Consider the following 17,199-nt stretch of genomic DNA (forward strand, 5'->3'; position numbering starts at 1 on the left):
TTACGCTATTGATCAGGTGCGACATTTTGTGGCAAGTCGGTGCATTGACGTGCGAGGATGGAGGAACGTATGGCCTTGCAGACGCAATCGCAGGATGTAGAAAAAGAAACGGCCGCGATCGTTGATAGCCACGAACAGCTGGAGGGACCGCTCCTTCCAATCCTGCACGATGTGCAGGCTAAATTTGGCTATATTCCCGAGGAAGCGCTTTTACATATTGCAGATCGTTTAAATCTGAGCCGCGCTGAAGTTTATGGGACAATCAGTTTTTATCACGACTTTCGCAAGAAAGCCGCTGGGCGGCATGTCTTGAAAGTCTGCCGATCTGAGGCTTGTCAGTCCGTTGGTGGCGATAAGCTGGCGGAAGGTGTGCAATCCGCACTTGGTATCACATGGCATGAAACAACGGATGACGGGATGATCACACTGGAACCGGTGTATTGTCTTGGACTGTGTGCATGTGCGCCAGCTGCAATGCTGGATGAAAAAATCCATGGCCGCCTTGATAAATCCGGCGTTCTTGCGCTTGTTGAGGAGGTGAAGTGATGGGTGTCGTTTACATTCCTTGCGATTCTGCTGCTGTTGCCGTTGGTGTAGAGGGTGTGGCAGACGCATTTAGTACAGAGCTTCGTGAGCGCAATCTTGATGTACAAGTGGTGCGAAACGGGTCTCGCGGCATGCATTGGCTGGAGCCGCTGGTTGAGGTTGAAACAGAACAAGGGCGTGTTGCTTACGGGCCGGTTCGCCCTGGCGATGTTCCCTCGTTGTTGGATGCAGGAATGCTGGAGGGGGCGGACCATCCACTTTGCCATGGGCTGACTGAGGAGATGCCTTTTTTACGGCAGCAAACGCGTCTAACCTTCTCACGCTGCGGTGTGACTGATCCACTTTCGATTGAACATTATAAAACCCATCGTGGCTTTCTTGGTTTGCAACGGGCGCTATCAATGACGCCTGCTGAGATTGTTAAGGAAGTCACTGATAGCGGGCTGCGTGGACGTGGTGGTGCCGGGTTCCCAACCGGTGTCAAATGGAACACTGTTCTCAATACGAAAGGTGAGCAGAAGTATATTGTCTGCAATGCTGATGAAGGCGATAGCGGCACTTTTTCGGATCGTATGATCATGGAGGGTGACCCCTTCGTGCTGATTGAAGGTATGGCCATTGCTGGTATCGCAACTGGTGCGACCAAGGGCTACATTTATACCCGTTCAGAATATCCTCTTGCTGTTTCTGCTTTGCGTGAGGCCATCAAGCTTGCGCAGGATGCTGGTATCCTCGGGCCATCAGTGATGGGGTCTTCATACGCGTTTGATATGGAGGTGCGCGTTGGTGCCGGTGCTTATGTGTGTGGTGAAGAAACGTCTTTGCTGAACAGCCTTGAAGGCAAACGCGGCGTTGTGCGCGCGAAACCGCCACTTCCGGCCATTGAGGGGCTGTTTGGACGCCCAACGGTGGTCAACAATGTAATATCACTGGCGACCGTTCCAGTGATCATGGATCGCGGTGCCAAAGCCTATTATGATTATGGTGTGGGAAAATCTCACGGTACGATCCCGATCCAGCTGACAGGCAATATCCGCAATGGCGGGCTTTTTGAAACAGCCTTCGGCCTGACGCTGAATGAGCTGATTTATGATATCGGCGGCGGCACGTTGAGTGGGCGCGAGGTGAAGGCGGTGCAGGTTGGTGGGCCTCTTGGGGCGTACTTCCCTCCTTCAATGTTTGATACTATCTTTGACTATGAAGCGTTTGCAGAGCGCCACGGAATACTTGGTCATGCGGGGATCGTGGTTTTTGATGACACCGTCGACATGCTTAAACAAGCACGTTTTGCGATGGAATTTTGTGCAATTGAGAGCTGCGGTAAATGTACGCCTTGCCGGATAGGGTCGGTTCGCGGTGTTGAGGTGCTTGATAGCATCGCTAGAGGGGATCGACCTGAGGAGCACATGGAGCTTCTGGAAGATCTTTGCGACACGATGAAGATGGGGTCTTTATGCGCTTTGGGAGGGTTCACGTCCTATCCTGTGATGAGCTCTTTGACGCATTTTCCGCAGGATTTTCAGGTGAAATCAGCCAGCCAGCAAGCAGGTGGAGTGGACGCATGACACTTATTAAAGAGATTGACTACGGCACGCGTCAAGCAACCTCAGAAGATACGGTCACTCTTACGGTCGACGGGTTTGATGTGAGTGTGCCGGAAGGCACTTCAGTGATGCGCGCTTCGATGGAAGCGGGGATCTCGATTCCGAAATTATGTGCAACTGATATGGTTGACGCTTTTGGCTCTTGTCGGCTGTGCCTTGTGGAGATTGACGGCAAACGCGGGACGCCCTCTTCTTGTACAACACTGGTTGAGGAAGGGATGCAGGTTCATACGCAGACCAAGCGCCTTAAGGGGCTGCGGCGGGGGGTGATGGAGCTTTACATTTCTGATCACCCGCTGGACTGTCTGACTTGTGCGGCCAATGGTGATTGCGAACTGCAAGACATGGCAGGTGCGGTTGGATTGCGGGATGTGCGGTATGGATATGATGGCGTAAATCATGTTCAGCAGCGCGAGGCTTCCGGGGAGCTTAATGCCAAGTGGAAGCCAAAGGACGAGACCAATCCGTACTTTACGTATGACCCGTCCAAATGCATTGTGTGTTCACGTTGCGTGCGTGCTTGTGAGGAAGTGCAGGGAACATTTGCGCTGACGATTGAAGGGCGCGGCTTTGACTCTCGTGTCACTGCCAGTGTGAACGAAAGCTTCCTTGATTCTGAGTGTGTTTCTTGCGGTGCGTGTGTACAGGCCTGTCCTACAGGGACCTTGCAGGAAAAGTCCGTGATCGAAATCGGGCAACCTGAGCGCTCTGTCGTAACAACCTGTGCTTATTGCGGTGTGGGATGTTCCTTTAAAGCGGAGATGCGTGGCTCGGAACTAGTGCGCATGGTGCCGTACAAAGACGGGAAGGCCAACCGTGGTCATTCTTGTGTTAAAGGGCGGTTTGCTTACGGATATGCAGCTCATCAGGACCGTATTCTTGAGCCAATGGTGCGAGAGAGCATCGATGATCCATGGCGTGAAGTGTCATGGGATGAAGCATTGAGCTTTGCTGCCAATCGGCTGCAAGGCCTGCAGAAAACCTACGGCAAAGAGTCTATTGGTGTGATCACCTCGTCGCGGTGTACCAACGAAGAAACATACCTTGTCCAGAAGCTTACACGGGCTGTGTTTGAAAACAACAACACTGACACTTGCGCTCGTGTCTGCCACTCGCCAACCGGATACGGGCTTGGTCAGACCTTTGGTACCTCTGCTGGCACTCAGGACTTTGATAGTGTGGAGCACTGTGATGTGGTTCTTGTTATTGGAGCCAATCCGACGGATGGACACCCTGTCTTTGGCTCTCGCCTGAAAAAGCGGCTGCGTGAAGGTGCTAAGCTGATCGTCCTCGATCCACGTCGCATTGATTTGGTGAAATCACCTCATGTAAAAGCAGAGCATCACCTTGCATTGCGTCCAGGTACAAATGTTGCGGTTGTGACAGCTATGGCGCATGTCATCGTAAGCGAAGGTTTGTTTGACGAGACCTTCATTCGTGAGCGTTGTGAGTGGGATGAGTTTCAGGATTACGTCGATTTTATTTCCGATCCTGCACAAAGCCCAGAGGCGATTGAAGAGCTAACAGGGGTTTCAGCGGCAGACGTTCGCAGCGCTGCAAGGCTTTATGCGTGCGGTGGTAATGCAGCGATTTATTATGGCCTTGGCGTAACAGAGCACAGTCAAGGTTCAACAGCGGTTATCGGGCTTGCCAACCTTGCGATGTTGACCGGAAATATCGGTAAGAAGGGTGTTGGAATCAATCCGCTACGCGGCCAAAACAACGTTCAGGGTTCATGCGATATGGGCTCGTTCCCTCATGAACTGCCGGGCTACCGACATGTCAAAAATGCTGATGTGCGTGATATCTTCGAGAGGATGTGGGGCGTTCCCATTTCTGATGAACCGGGTTTGCGAATTCCTAACATGCTGGATGCGGCGGTAGAGGGAACCTTCAAAGGGCTTTATGTTCAAGGTGAAGATATTCTTCAGTCTGATCCAGACACCAAGCACGTTGCTGCTGGTCTTGCGGCGATGGACTGCGTGATTGTGCATGATCTGTTTTTGAATGAAACGGCGAACTATGCGCATGTCTTCTTGCCAGGTTCAACCTTCCTGGAAAAGGATGGCACTTTCACCAATGCAGAGCGGCGCATCAATCGCGTGCGTAAAGTTATGCCTCCTCGAAACGGGTATGCCGATTGGGAAGTGACCCAGTTGCTGGCTAATGCCATGGGAGGAGGGTGGACCTATACGCACCCATCCCAGGTCATGGCAGAAATTGCAGCAACCACCCCAAGCTTTGCCAATGTGACTTATGAGTTGCTGGATGAGAAAGGGTCTGTGCAATGGCCGTGTACGGATGCAACACCGGAAGGCTCACCCATCATGCACGTGGATGGGTTCGTTCGTGGTAAAGGCCGGTTTATTCGCACAGACTACGTTGCAACGGATGAGAAAACAGGGCCGCGGTTTCCGCTTTTGCTGACGACTGGTCGTATTTTGAGCCAATACAATGTTGGCGCTCAGACACGACGTACAGAAAATGTGGTTTGGCATGAAGAGGATGTTCTGGAGATTCATCCCCATGATGCAGAACTGCGCGGTGTTAAGGATGGTGACTGGATCAAGCTTGTCAGCCGGTCTGGTGAAACGAGTTTGCGGGCGAGTGTCACGGACCGTGTTTCTACCGGTGTTGTCTATACAACATTCCACCACCCGACCACTCAGGCAAATGTGGTGACCACCGACTACTCTGACTGGGCCACGAATTGCCCTGAATATAAGGTAACGGCAGTTCAGGTTTCATTGTCCAATGGCCCAACCGATTGGCAGGAACAATATCAAGAGCAGTCAACCCGTTCCCGGCGGATCGAAGCCGCAGAGTAACAATACAGGTGAGATATGCATGAGCGCCTCTCTGGTTTGGTCAGAGGCGCTCATGCCTAAACCTAATTCGCGTTTGTAAAGTTGAGAGGATAAGAGTTCGATCATGTCGGCGGAAAAGCTTACCTACATGGCGAACCAGATTGCTGGCTTCTTCAAGCACAAGCCGCACGAAGAAGCTGTTGCTGGTATTGCTAATCACATTAATGATTTCTGGGAGCCACGTATGCGCTTGCAGCTCTTTGATATTTTAAAAATGGGCGGGGCGGACCTTAATCCGCTTGTGGTTGAGGCCGGACCATCCATCCGCAGGCCTGCACGTTCACCTTAAAGAATGAGTGTAACTTCCTTAAAGACACGGTCCAGCACGGGCATTTACTCCAGTTGGACCGTCACTTTAACAAGGGACTCTTTCGCCTGATGACTTGCTTGGCATCAGGCCTAGCTGTTTCCCGCATCTGGGCCTTGGTGCTTTAGCTGAGAGTAGTCTTCAAGACGATCCTTGAGGAATGTGTAGTCGTTGCGGGCTTGAGCGATGACCTGCGTATCCACTTCGATGCTGACAAAGTGCTCTTCAGTTTGCGAAAAAGACGTGAGCGGTGTGTTCTCATCTATCCACGGAGGGCAGAATACGGAGTTACCAAAATTCTCCCCCGCGCGGTTCAGGCTGAGAACGTAGATCTGGTTTTCCAGAGCGCGGGTGATGACAAAATCATGCCAGCTGAAGAAGCTTTCATCTCGCGCATATGCGCCGCTGTGAAGAAGCAGCTCCACGCCGTGTTGCACTGCTAGTGTGCGGCTCAGTTCTGGAATTCGGATATCATAACAAATGATTGGGGCCACTTTCACGCCTTTTACCGAAAATGAAAACAGCTGGTTTCCCTTGTTGAAATAGTCCTTTTCCATTGAGGCGCCGTATTGGCAAATGTGAAGCTTGTCATAAAAGCCGACTACGTCTCCCGTAGGTCCAACAGCAACTTGAGAAATTGTGAAGCCATTCTCTGCCTTGCGCGGCATTCCAAAAACAATTGTTGTTTTATGAGCTTTTGCAAGCGCAGAAAATGCTTGCACCGAGGGGCCGTCCAGTTGCTCTGCAAGCACCGAGAGCTTGTTGAATGCCTCTCTGGAGTAGTCGACGGTTGACAGCTCAGGCAATATCACCAGATCCTGCGGATTTCCAGAAAGTTGCTGATCTAACTTGCCTATCACACAGTGCAGGTGGGCATCTCGTTCTTGTGCGGTTGTCGTAACAGGGATCTTGATCTGGCCTGCAAGTAGTTTGAGCTTCGTCATCGAGTATTCCGGGTTGTTGTTCGTTATTGTTCTGGCCAATATTCGCCAAATTCAGTGCGGTTTCGCTCCAGTTTCGTAATGTTATCGATGACCTCCTGATCGCTATCGGCAACCAAGAAGCCAAGGATCATTTCTACAAGTGCAGCTGTAGCAATATAGCTTTCAAAAAAATGAGGGCTGTGTACAGGTGTAATAAGGAGGTCTGTTGAGTATGTGGCGAGAGGCGAGGTGCGCGTGTCTGTGATTCCGATAACTTTTGCACCCACTTCGTATGCACGTTTTGCAACGCGCACTGTATCCGCTGCGCACGGATTGAGCGAGATTGCAATGATCACATCATCGGCATTGATGCCTTCCACCTGGTCTGCGATCTCTCCGTTCTTGTGACTGATGAGTTGCCAGTTCCGAAAACACATGGATGCAACATAGTGCAGGTAGTTGGCAATAGAATGTGCTGCATGCATTCCTACGACGAACACATTTCGAGCACAGGTAAGAGATGAAATAATGTGCTGCAGGTGCGTGCGGTCAATGCTGTCAAACAGATGTTTCAGATTTCCGAGTGCGGCGCTTTTAACACCTTGTATGGAAGCTTCCAGATCAGCGCTGCCATGTGTTAGCTGTAGTTCGGTTGCTCTTGAAGGGTAGGTGGGGGAGAAAACGTCAAGCCCGCCACGGTAGACATCGCGCATTGCGTTATACGTTTCAAACTCAAGAGACTTTGCAAGCCTGTTCATCGTAGGTGGGGGGACGTCTGCGCGAGCCGCGACCTGGCGCATGGATAATGTAGCCACATCGCCTGGATACTCCAAAACATAAGCAGCACTTTTCTTGAGTTGCTTACTTAAATTTGGGTAGGCGCGCGTCAGTTGCTCAACTGTATCCTTGTAGTGCTTCGTCATAGCTTCCCTCCCAAGCCCGTCGCTGCCTATAAAAAATGGAGCAAATGGAACAAAAACATCAGTGGTGCAGAAACCACCTGTTCGTCCGTTGGTTGTTCGTCCCATTTGGTATTTTTTCCAAGACAGCGAAATAACAAATGATATATCAGTGATTTATTCTTTATCGGAAAATACTGTTGCCATTTGATTTTCCTAAATTTATAAGTTCCGAAGAACAATCCGTCCAAATATTCTTCGAAATAAGTGTATATGACTAGAGCATAAGGTAATGAATGGTCAATACTGAAAAAAATATGGATCATTTGAATTATATCTAGTATGTTTTCCTTGTTAGTAAAAATATGCATGTGGGATATACCGCGCTCTGTCGCTGGTCATCACATCTATTGGGCGTAAGGGGACCGGCAATTAAAGGGACATCACCCATCAAGACCTATGAAGGGTGTTTCTCATCACGGCCCCTGTGCTGTTGCAATCCAAAATCTTAGGCAACCTGGTCTGACACAAGTCTGCGGGTTGTAAGAGGCATAATCGACCATCCGGGAGATAGTGATAAGCACGTTGTGCGTATCTGGATGGTTAGAGGGAGATAAGAATGAACAAACCTAGCCTTACATCTGTATCAAAAGGTTTCCGCCGCGCGCTGACTATTGGCGCTGCAAGTGCAGTTGCTTTGACACTGGCTTCTTCTGTTTATGCAGCAGATCTGCGTTTGAAAATCGCAGGTACTGTGCCTGTCGATCACGAAGGCACCAAAATGCTGAAGCAGATCGAGAAGGAAATTGAGGCTGCAGACGTAGGACTGAAAGTTTCTGTCTTCCCTGCAAGCCAGCTGGGTTCTGGTGAATCCCTAGTTGAAGACACTATCCGCGGAAACGTGGACTTTGTGATGGCGTTTATTTACTCCCACAAAGACCCTGTTCTCGACATCATGTCCATGCCGTACCTGTTCACCAGCTGGGACGACCTTGAAAATGTGATGTTGAACCCAGATTCTGAGTACAACAAGATCATCAACGAGCGTCTTGAAAATCTCGGTCTGAAGCTGTTCAACCACAACCCAGAAGGTTTTGTTGGCGTTGTAGCAAACAAAAAGCCTGACGATTACGCAGGCTTTGGCGACAAGGGCATGAACATCCGTGTATGGTCTTCTGCTGTTGTAAAAGACATGGCGGAAACACTGGGCTATAACACAACCACAATGGCTTGGGGTGACATGTTCCCAGCAATGCAGTCCGGTATTGTTGATGGTACCTTGTGCTGCACCAAGCAGGCTGCCTACACAATCTTTGCGAAAAGTAACATCGGCAAATACTTCGTTGAATACAACGCGATCTCTGAAATCAACTCTTTCTACGGTTCTATGAAGACCTGGAATAAGATGAATGAAGAGCAGCGCGCTGTTGTAAAGGCTGCATTCGACAAAGCGTCTAAGCAGTACTTCCAGTTCAACAAAGAAAACGATGCTAAGTTCAAGCAGAAACTCGTAGAATCTGGTTACGAAGTGCTGAGCTTTACACCAGAGCAAGAGCAGGTTCTTGCTGAGCGCGTGCGTGAAAAAGTATGGCCAGCTATGGCTGAAGTTGTTGGCCAGGAAACAATTGACCGTCTGAAGAAGGACTTTAAATAAGCCCTTCTCTTTTAGGCTGACGCACGTCCTGCGTCAGCCTTTTCTATGAGTAAGTTGTTTTCATAACGAAGGGCAAAATTCAGATGAGTATTCTGACAAGTGAACTTCCCAAAACGGTTGCTAAGCCGCTGAACGGCATAATTAAACTGATGAACTTCATGATTACAGCAGGCGGTGTAATCATGGCGCTCACATTCTTTATGGTTGTGATTGTCCGTTATGGCTTTAGTGGAAACCTTTTTGCCTATGAAGAATGGCTGATGATGATCAGTTTTTGGATGTTCTTCATGGCTGCTGCTGTCGCCTCAGCACGCAAAGAGCACGTCAACGCAGATGTGCTTGGATTCTTGATCAGCAACCCGCGCATCATCTGGTGGCGCGAGTTGGTTGTTGAGATTATCGAAATCACTGTATTAAGTGTGGTCACTTACTGGGGCTTCCTTATGCTTCAAGAAGAGATTGCATCCTACCCAATGTGGCAAACCACCGTTGGGTTGAAGATCCCGTTTTTTGTGCCGCGTCTGGGCATTTTTCTTGGCTTCTTCTTCATGACAATCTTTGCTGTGCTCCACTTCTATTTGCTGCTTAGAAACGGCCCTAAATGGCCGGAGCGCGAGGCGCGTGAGATTGCGGAACGTGTTGTCCCTGACGACGAACCAGTAAAAGCACAGGAAACTGCGTAATGATTATCGTTGGGTCTATTGTTATTCTTTGCGGCCTGTTGCTGTTGGGTGTGAGTGTACACTTAGCGTTTGGCGCAATTCTTATCTTCCTTGCCTATATGGGCGGGCATGACGTGGCTGGTTATCTGCCAACTGGCCATTGGAAAATGAACTCCTTGGTGCTGCTTGCTATCCCGCTGTTTATCATTGCAGGTGGTATTATGGAGAAGGGCCGCATAGCTGCCCCTCTTGTTTCGCTTGCAGAGCTGTTCATTGGCCATATTAAAGGTGGGTTGTCTGCTGCAACTGTGCTTGCCTCCGGTGTGTTCGGGTCAATTTCCGGCAGTGCAAACGCCACATTGACCTGCATTGGCGGTATCATGATGCCGCATTTGCGCAAGGCAAATTATCCTGAAGGTCAGTCTGCTGCATTGATTGTGAGTGCTGCCCCGCTTGGATTGCTTATTCCGCCTAGCGCCTCTCACATTCTGTATGCATGGGTTGCTCAACAGTCCGTTCTGCGCGCATTTTTGTCTACGGTAATTCCGGGTATCATCTTGATCAGCCTTCTGATCATCGTGAACCAGTTTATGCTGCGCAAGCACAAGGATATCAAACTGGAGTCGCGCCCTGAGAACTTCAATGTGGAATTCAAGCGCCGTGGTTTGAAAGCCTTCCCAGCGTTGATGATGCCTTTGATTATCCTGGGTGGAATCTACGGGGGCGTCATGACCCCGACTGAAGCTGCTGGTGTGGCTGTGATCTACGCGATCCCTGTTGCAATCTACATCTACCGTGGTCTGACCTGGAAGACTTTCCGTGAGACTGTGTTGAACTCGGGTATTACCATCGGTGTGGTGATGGCGATGATCTTCATGGTGCTGATTGTAAGTCGCTTCCTGATCTTTGAAGACATTCCGGCAATCGCTGAGGAGTTTGTTTATTCGATTTCCGAAAATCCGATTGTCATCCTCTTGATGGTGAATCTGGTCATGATCATCATCGGCATGTTGATGGATGATATCTCCGGTATTTTGCTTTCAACGCCACTGCTTCTGCCTATCGTGCAGGGCGTGGGCATGGACCCGATCCACTTTGCGGCCGTTCTGGGTGTGAACCTTGGCATGGCAAACATAACCCCGCCAACTGCTCCGTTGTTGTATCTGGGCTCCAAGGTCACGGCTACTTCGGTAGATAAAATGCTGAAGCCGACTTTGATGTTCATATTCTTTGCGTGGTTGCCGACTTTGGTACTGACGACGTTTATTCCGCAGCTGGCGCTCTTTGTTCCAAACTTGCTGTTGAACTAAACTTCTTGGAAAAGTTGCTGATAAAAAGGCGGGCGCCAGAGGTGTCCGCCTTTTCTTTTTGTGCTGAGGGCTTCAAGCGCCGTAAACCTCTGCACCCAATATTTAACGGGTTAAAATTGTCGATTTAGATAATGTAGTACGCACGCATGAATGCTGTTTTCAATTTTATCGTTTTTACTTATGCACTTGCTTGATGTTGCTCTGAGATATTGGGCGTCTCAATGTATTTCATAGTACTATTTGTCTTGTGAAGAAGCATATTGCAGAAAAAATAGCCGTGTGATTTTACTTAATAAGTTCTTCTTTTGATGTTTTTCTTGAATGGGTGATAAAGGTACGTGCTGTTGTGCGTTCTATTGCGTCTGTCTGTTTGAGGAAAACAATCTCTCAGTAAAACAGTCGGGTGTAAGCAATGCGTCTTTTAGGGTGTTCCTTTGCGTGTTTTGTCGGCGTCTTGGTCAGTAGTTCAGCTCAATGTGCATCCTTAAAAGAAGCCGTTGAGACTGCAGTTTTGACGAGCCCCGATATTGTTGAGGCCGCTGCAAGTCGAAGAGTGCGCGACCGGGATCTGCGCGCTTCACAGAGTGCGTTTTTGCCAAAACTCAGCATTAACGCTTCGTTCGGTGCTGAGCGTCTTCGCAAAGTGCAGTTCAATGATAATGAGTATTGGCGTGCTGCCAAACAGGTGAGCATTGAGGCGGAGCAGTTGTTGTTTGACGGCTTTGGCTCAGTCAATGACATTTATCGCCAGAGCGCACGGGTTGAAGGGGCTGCGCTGCGCGTTCTGGAGAAGTCAGAAATGATCGCCCTTGATGCGATCGAGGCATATATTGATGTGCTGCGGCACCAGAAGCTCTTAAAGAGATCCTTGGAAAATACTGCGTTGCATCAACAGTTAGCCGAGCAGGTTAAAGAGCGTTACGTGGGAGGTGCGATTAGTGTTTCGGACTTGGCACAGGTGCAGGAGCGTGTTGCTGCGACCCGAGTGATTACAGCTGGTGTGCGTAAGTCTCTGCTGGACGCAATGGCGAAATATCGCCGCGTGATTGGAGTGGCTCCCAGTGACCTAAGTGCGGTGCCAGCAGCGGAGGCTGGTGCAGCGAATAGCTTGAGCGCCGCGCTTACATTGTCGCGAAAGAACAATCCGATGATCTTGTCGGCGCGAGCTGATAGCGATGCTGCGGGGTATTCTGTCAAGCAAGCTAAGTCTCCCTTTCTGCCGCGCATTACCATGACGGGGTTTGCAAACTTTGGCGATGACATGAATGGGTATGAAGGGCGTAGCGACGACTACCGCGTTATGTTTCGCATGAAGTGGAATCTCTTTAACGGTGGCTATGACAAAGCGATGCGTGGCCGTGCCGTTGAACAACTTGCTGAGACGCAAGCCCGTGTTGATCGGGTGCGGCGCCAGACTGATGAGGCCGTTGAGCAGGGGTGGGCCTCAGTGCAAACAACGCAAGAACGTATCACAGCGCTACGCCAAGTGGTGTCAGCCAATGAACGTGTCGTTGATGGGTACCGCCAGGAGTACAATATTGGGCGGCGGTCTCTTCTGGATGTATTGAATGCAGAAAATGCCCTGTTTGGCAGTCAGGTAGACCTGATTTCAGCTCAGTATATTTTGAAGTTTTCTACCTACCAATTGCAAGGTTCTATGGGGCAACTCTTAGCCGGCTTTGATATTACTCCGCCGCTTGAATCACGAGCCGATCCTCATCGGGAGGTTTCAATTCTTCCTGCCGCGGCGGGTTTCACGCTGGAGCCGCTGCGTTAAGCACACGAGCTGTCGCAGCTGCAAGTTTCGTGCACTTGGAAAGAGCGGATTGGTCAGCAGGTGGTGAAGGTCTTTTCATCTTTTGTGTGCTGCGGGCAATGAGGACGGACCTAAGGTTTTTAGAGGTGTTTTGGTGGAAAGCTGGATTTATATTCTGCAGGCTGCACTTAGTACCGGGAGGGGGCATCGTTTTGGTTGCTTCAATCCAAGATGAATCGGTGTTTAAAAATGTCTCAAAAGGAGCTAAGCCACTATGCGGAATTGTGTTTTACTTATTACTTGACAATATAAACTATTGAATATCTCATTAACGTAATAATTAATTAATTTGTTGTGGTTCTCTGGGAGGGGTTGCTATGCCTAAAGGTATTGTTTGGAAGATTAGTCTGTCTGCATTTCTACTTTCTGGCAGTCTTCTCTCTGCGGAAGCAGAAACTATAAAGATTGGGTATATTGATCCGCTTTCTGGCCCGTTTGGAACTGCAGGTGATGGTGGGCTTAAGCATTTCCTTCATGCCGCAAGTGAAATTAATTCATCTGGTGGCATGGCTGGTATGCCGGTGGAGATTGTCGGGTTTGATAATAAAATAAACCCGAAAGAAAGCCTTATTCAGCTGCAAAAGGCGATTGATCAAGGCGTTCGTTTTATTGCGCAGGGCAATGGTTCCAGTGTCGCTAGTGCGCTGACTGATGCGATTGCAAAACACAACAAACGCAATCCTGGTGACGAGCTGATCTTCCTGAACTATGCAGCTGTTGACCCTGCTTTAACCAACGCCAAATGTAACTATTGGCATTTCCGTTTTGACTCGCATGTTGATATGAAAATGGCTGGCCTTACGGATTGGTTGCGCGATCAGAAAGACATCAAGTCGGTGTATATTTTAGCACAGGATTATTCCTTCGGCCGTGCGTTTACAGCAGCTGCAAAATCCATGATCACGGAGAAGCGCCCTGATATTCAAATTGTTGGGACGGCGCTTCACCCGGTTGCAAAAATTAAGGACTTTACCCCTTACGTTCAAAAAATGATTAATGCGAAAGCTGATGCTGTTCTGACTGGGAACTGGAGCACTGATATGTCGCTGCTGGTGAAGGCAGCCAATGCTTCGGGGCACAATGTTCCTTATCTTACGTTTTATGGCGGCGGGCTTGGTGCGCCGACGGCGATGGGAGAAAGTGCGCTTGGCCTTGTGAAACAAATCACCGAGTTTCATGAGAATATTGAGACCTCAGAGAAGCAGCTTGCGCGGATGAACGGGTTTGAAGATACCTATCATCTGGATATGTTCTACCAGCGCGTCTACACGGCTATGCATATGCTGGACAAGGCGGTTGAAGCTGTGGGATCGTTGGATATTCCTAAGATTGCTGGTGAACTGGAAGGTATGACCTATGAGTCTCCATATGGTGAAGTGACCATGCGGGCAGAGGACCACCAGCTGTTGCAACCGCTTTATATCTCAACGTTTTCTGATGACGTTGAGCGGGATGTAGAAAATACCGGGTTTGGATTTAAAACAGATGCTCTAATCTCTGCTGCAGCAACCGCATTACCAACGACATGCAAAATGCGGCGACCATCCTAACAAACTCGACGGGACCTTTAATGGCTTAGGCATCTTTGCCTTGGCCAGCTTACTCTCTTGAGGTGTGTCTATGGAGACGGTTGTATTTGCGCTGCTCAACGGGTTGATCTATGGCCTGTTACTTTTCATGCTGTCCAGCGGTTTGACGTTGATTTTCAGTATGATGGGCGTTTTGAACATGGCCCATGCCAGCTTTTATATGCTCGGCGCCTATTTTGCTTTTACGCTTGGTCAATCCACCGGATTTTGGTTTGCGTTGTTTCTTGCGCCGATTTGCGTTGGTGCGGTCGGGGCGTGCGTTGAAAGGTGGGGGCTTCGCAGAATTCATGCAGGCGGGCATGTGGGCGAGCTTCTTTTCACGTTCGGCCTTGCTTACGTTATCGAAGAACTGGTGAAAATCATTTGGGGTAAGTTTGCGGTGGCCTATGAGGTGCCTGCGGAGCTCAACTTTTCACTCTTTGAACTTTATGGGGCGCAATACCCTGCCTACAGGATGTTCATGCTGTTGGTCTCCATCACCATGCTTGCAGGGCTTTGGTACTTACTCAAGCGAACGCGGATTGGCTTGATCATTCAGGCATCGCTGACACACCCTCATATGGTTTCCCATCTTGGGCACAATGTCCCGCGTATTTTTATGCTTGTGTTTGCTGCAGGGTGTGCACTTGCAGGGCTGTCGGGCGTAATTGGCGGAAACTATCTGGTCACGGAACCATCTATGGCGTTTTCCATTGGGCCAATTGTTTTTGTAGTCGTGGTCGTTGGGGGCATGGGCAGTTTGGCAGGAGCCTTTGTTGCCAGTTTGCTGATTGGTTTTCTCCAAACCTTCGCTATTTCGATTGATGCTAATTTCGCTGAGATCTTTTCATTTGCTGGCCTAAATCCCGAAGGAGATCTCGGGCGAATAACGATTTCATCGTTGGCCCCAATGCTTCCGTTTATGTTGTTGGTTTTGATGTTGATGCTGCGTCCTCGTGGCTTGATGGGGGAGCGTGAGTTTTGACCGACTATAGTGTTGATCTGGTGCCGGATCTGGCACCGAGTTCCCAATATAAATTTGCCACACGGGTTTTGCCGCTGTTGCTGATGGCTTTGCTGCTTCTGGTCATTCCATTGCTTGAACCATCGCGTACGTCGCTTTCCTTGCTCAATGCGGTTGGCATCAATATCGTGTTTGCGCTTTCCTACAACATGCTGCTGGGGCAGGCAGGCATGTTGTCTTTTGGTCATGCTGTCTACTTTGGTTTTGGCGGCTATGCGGCGATGCACGCCATGAACTGGATAGAAACCGCCAGCTATGACGGTGGGGTGTGGGCGGCTTTTCCTGTGTTTGCTTTGCCGCTTGTGGGCTTTGCTGGTGGGGCCGCTGCTGGGGCTGTTATTGGCTGGCCTTCTTGCCGGCGGGCTGGTGTTCCCTTTGCCATGATTTCGCTTGGTCTTGCGGAGCTGATTGCAGCTGCTGGCCTGATGTTTGTTGGGCTGTTCGGCGGTGAAGAGGGTATAACTGGTGACCGTATGAACGGTGTTGAAGCCTTTGGCCTCTCGTTGGGGCCTATTGGTGAGGTGTACTGGTTTATCGCGTTTTGGGCGTTTGCTGGGACGGCATTGATGTATGCGTTCACACGCACGCCGCTTGGTAAGCTTGCGCAGGCGGTGAGAGATAACCCCGAGCGGGTCCAGTTTGTTGGCTATAACCCCAATAAGGTGCGTTACCTTGTGTTCATTGCAGCTGGAGGTTTTGCGGGGCTTGCAGGGGGAATGTCTGCTGTTAACTACGAGATCTTTACACCGGAAAGCCTCAGCGTCATTCCATCCGGGCTTGTGTTACTCATGGCTTACATTGGTGGGGCAAGGTACTTTGCCGGACCAATTCTGGGCGCGATAATGTTGACTTACATGCAGTCCAATTTCTCAGATTATTCGGAGGCCTGGTTGTTGTATCTTGGCTTGCTGTTTATTGGGATGATCATGTTTGCGCCAAGAGGTTTGGCAGGATTGTTACTTAGCGCTGTTAGCGGTATCCAGCATTCGCTGACAGTTAAAAGCCTATTGCGTTGGGGCGCCTATTGCACAGCCGGTTTGCTGGTCGTTGTTGGCGGTGTCACGCTGATTGAGCTTGCGGTACGCAGATCCAATGGTTTTGGCGAGGTATTTGAACCGTTCGGACTGCACCTTTCACCAGAGCAGGTTTTACCCTGGATGTATGGTGGCGTTCTTCTAGCTGCTGGTGTTGGTCTCTTGACTGCCTTGCACAAAGTGGGAGAGGGGGAGAGCAAATGACAGCTGCATTACAACTGAAGGATGTGTGCAAGAGCTTTGGGCCTGCCAATGTCATCGAAGGGGTCTCTCTTGAGGTTAAGCGGGGTGAGCGTCATGCAATTATTGGCCCTAATGGAGCTGGTAAGTCCACTTTGTTTAACCTCATTTCTGGCCTGTTCCCCTCCACCTCAGGTCAGATACTCTTAAGTGGTCGACAAATCTGTGGCCTTAAGCCCTTTGAAATAAACCGGCTTGGATTATCTCGTAGTTTTCAGGTGTCGAATATATTCGCCAATATGTCCGTTCGTGAAAATGTCCGTTGCGCGGTGCTGTGGTCTCTTGGGTATGGCCACAGTTTTTGGCGCAATATCGGAAACTTGAAGGAGGTGCAGCGCAAAACGGCTGAAGTCTTGGATAAGGTTGGGTTGAGTGACAAAGCGGATGTGCCAGCGGTGCTGCTGACATACGCTGACCAGCGCACATTGGAAATTGCAATTACCATCGCTGGCGGCGCTGATGTCATTTTGCTGGACGAGCCAACGGCTGGCATGAGCCATTCTGAAACCAACCGCGCAATTGAGCTGATTGAGATGGCCAGTGAAGGTAAAACCTTGCTGATTGTTGAGCATGACATGGGGGTTGTGTTTGGGCTTTCTGACCGGATTTCGGTTTTGGTTTATGGAGAGATCATTGCTACAGGGACGCCTGAGGAGATACGCGGTGATGCGCGTGTGCGTGAGGCGTATCTGGGAGATGAGGCAGACTTTGCAGAGGTGACAGCATGAGTGAAACTGCCGCTAGT

At 49.8% G+C, this 17,199-nt stretch carries 14 protein-coding genes; 12 read left to right on the forward strand and 2 right to left on the reverse strand.

All coding sequences use genetic code 11. From position 1 onward, the window contains the following. Positions 1-69 precede the first annotated feature (69 nt). From BMZ51_RS10410 to BMZ51_RS10425, 4 genes are all read left to right on the forward strand, one after another. A complete protein-coding gene (locus tag BMZ51_RS10410; protein ID WP_068011261.1) occupies positions 70-546 on the forward strand; it encodes a formate dehydrogenase subunit gamma in 477 nt (158 codons plus the stop codon). After that, positions 546-2,111 carry a formate dehydrogenase beta subunit gene (locus BMZ51_RS10415; RefSeq protein ID WP_068011260.1) on the forward strand — a complete coding sequence of 522 codons (1,566 nt, stop codon included), beginning with the start codon at positions 546-548 and terminating at the stop codon, positions 2,109-2,111. Before BMZ51_RS10410 ends, BMZ51_RS10415 begins: the two co-directional genes overlap by 1 nt. Further along, positions 2,108-4,978 (forward strand): formate dehydrogenase subunit alpha, encoded by a 2,871-nt coding sequence (gene fdhF, locus BMZ51_RS10420; protein WP_068011259.1) that lies wholly within the window; start codon positions 2,108-2,110, stop codon positions 4,976-4,978. Before BMZ51_RS10415 ends, fdhF begins: the two co-directional genes overlap by 4 nt. Positions 4,979-5,081: 103 nt before the next feature. Then, positions 5,082-5,306: a formate dehydrogenase subunit delta gene (locus BMZ51_RS10425; protein ID WP_068011258.1), complete on the forward strand. Its 225-nt coding sequence runs from the start codon at positions 5,082-5,084 to the stop codon at positions 5,304-5,306. 110 nt (positions 5,307-5,416) lie between these two features. On the opposite strand, the gene BMZ51_RS10430 is transcribed toward BMZ51_RS10425, so the two are convergent. Both BMZ51_RS10430 and BMZ51_RS10435 read right to left on the reverse strand, forming a co-directional pair. Continuing rightward, positions 5,417-6,268, reverse strand: a complete 852-nt coding sequence (locus tag BMZ51_RS10430; protein ID WP_068011257.1) for a carbon-nitrogen hydrolase family protein — start codon at positions 6,266-6,268, stop codon at positions 5,417-5,419. Between the two features lie 23 nt (positions 6,269-6,291). Beyond that, the gene (locus BMZ51_RS10435; protein ID WP_068011255.1) at positions 6,292-7,170 is read right to left on the reverse strand and encodes a MurR/RpiR family transcriptional regulator; all 879 of its coding nucleotides are present in this window, start codon (positions 7,168-7,170) and stop codon (positions 6,292-6,294) included. Positions 7,171-7,765: 595 nt separating this feature from the next. Between BMZ51_RS10435 and dctP the strand changes: the two genes are divergently transcribed. The 8 genes from dctP to BMZ51_RS10485 all read left to right on the forward strand — a co-directional run bounded on the left by dctP (position 7,766) and on the right by BMZ51_RS10485 (position 17,182). Continuing rightward, complete coding sequence (gene dctP, locus BMZ51_RS10445; protein WP_068011251.1) at positions 7,766-8,800, forward strand: TRAP transporter substrate-binding protein DctP; 1,035 nt, start codon at positions 7,766-7,768, stop codon at positions 8,798-8,800. Positions 8,801-8,883: 83 nt separating this feature from the next. Continuing rightward, a complete protein-coding gene (locus BMZ51_RS10450) occupies positions 8,884-9,483 on the forward strand; it encodes a TRAP transporter small permease (RefSeq protein WP_068011249.1) in 600 nt (199 codons plus the stop codon). Beyond that, entirely contained in the window at positions 9,483-10,772 is a 1,290-nt protein-coding gene (locus BMZ51_RS10455) for a TRAP transporter large permease (protein ID WP_068011247.1), read from the forward strand. Before BMZ51_RS10450 ends, BMZ51_RS10455 begins: the two co-directional genes overlap by 1 nt. A 412-nt stretch (positions 10,773-11,184) precedes the next feature. After that, positions 11,185-12,549, forward strand: coding sequence for a TolC family outer membrane protein (locus tag BMZ51_RS10460; protein WP_068011245.1), 1,365 nt, complete (start codon positions 11,185-11,187; stop codon positions 12,547-12,549). Positions 12,550-12,905: 356 nt separating this feature from the next. Then, a complete protein-coding gene (locus BMZ51_RS10470; protein ID WP_068011243.1) occupies positions 12,906-14,138 on the forward strand; it encodes a branched-chain amino acid ABC transporter substrate-binding protein in 1,233 nt (410 codons plus the stop codon). Between the two features lie 70 nt (positions 14,139-14,208). After that, positions 14,209-15,141: a branched-chain amino acid ABC transporter permease gene (locus BMZ51_RS10475; RefSeq protein ID WP_068011241.1), complete on the forward strand. Its 933-nt coding sequence runs from the start codon at positions 14,209-14,211 to the stop codon at positions 15,139-15,141. Continuing rightward, on the forward strand, positions 15,138-16,418 hold the full coding sequence (locus BMZ51_RS10480) for a branched-chain amino acid ABC transporter permease (protein WP_068011239.1): 1,281 nt from the start codon (positions 15,138-15,140) through the stop codon (positions 16,416-16,418). The genes BMZ51_RS10475 and BMZ51_RS10480 overlap by 4 nt, the downstream gene beginning before the upstream one ends. After that, positions 16,415-17,182, forward strand: coding sequence for an ABC transporter ATP-binding protein (locus BMZ51_RS10485; protein ID WP_068011238.1), 768 nt, complete (start codon positions 16,415-16,417; stop codon positions 17,180-17,182). Before BMZ51_RS10480 ends, BMZ51_RS10485 begins: the two co-directional genes overlap by 4 nt. Positions 17,183-17,199: the final 17 nt, after the last annotated feature.

Origin of the sequence: Pseudovibrio axinellae (genome assembly GCF_900110875.1) — a bacterium.
GTDB classification, from domain to species: Bacteria; Pseudomonadota; Alphaproteobacteria; order Rhizobiales; family Stappiaceae; genus Pseudovibrio; species Pseudovibrio axinellae.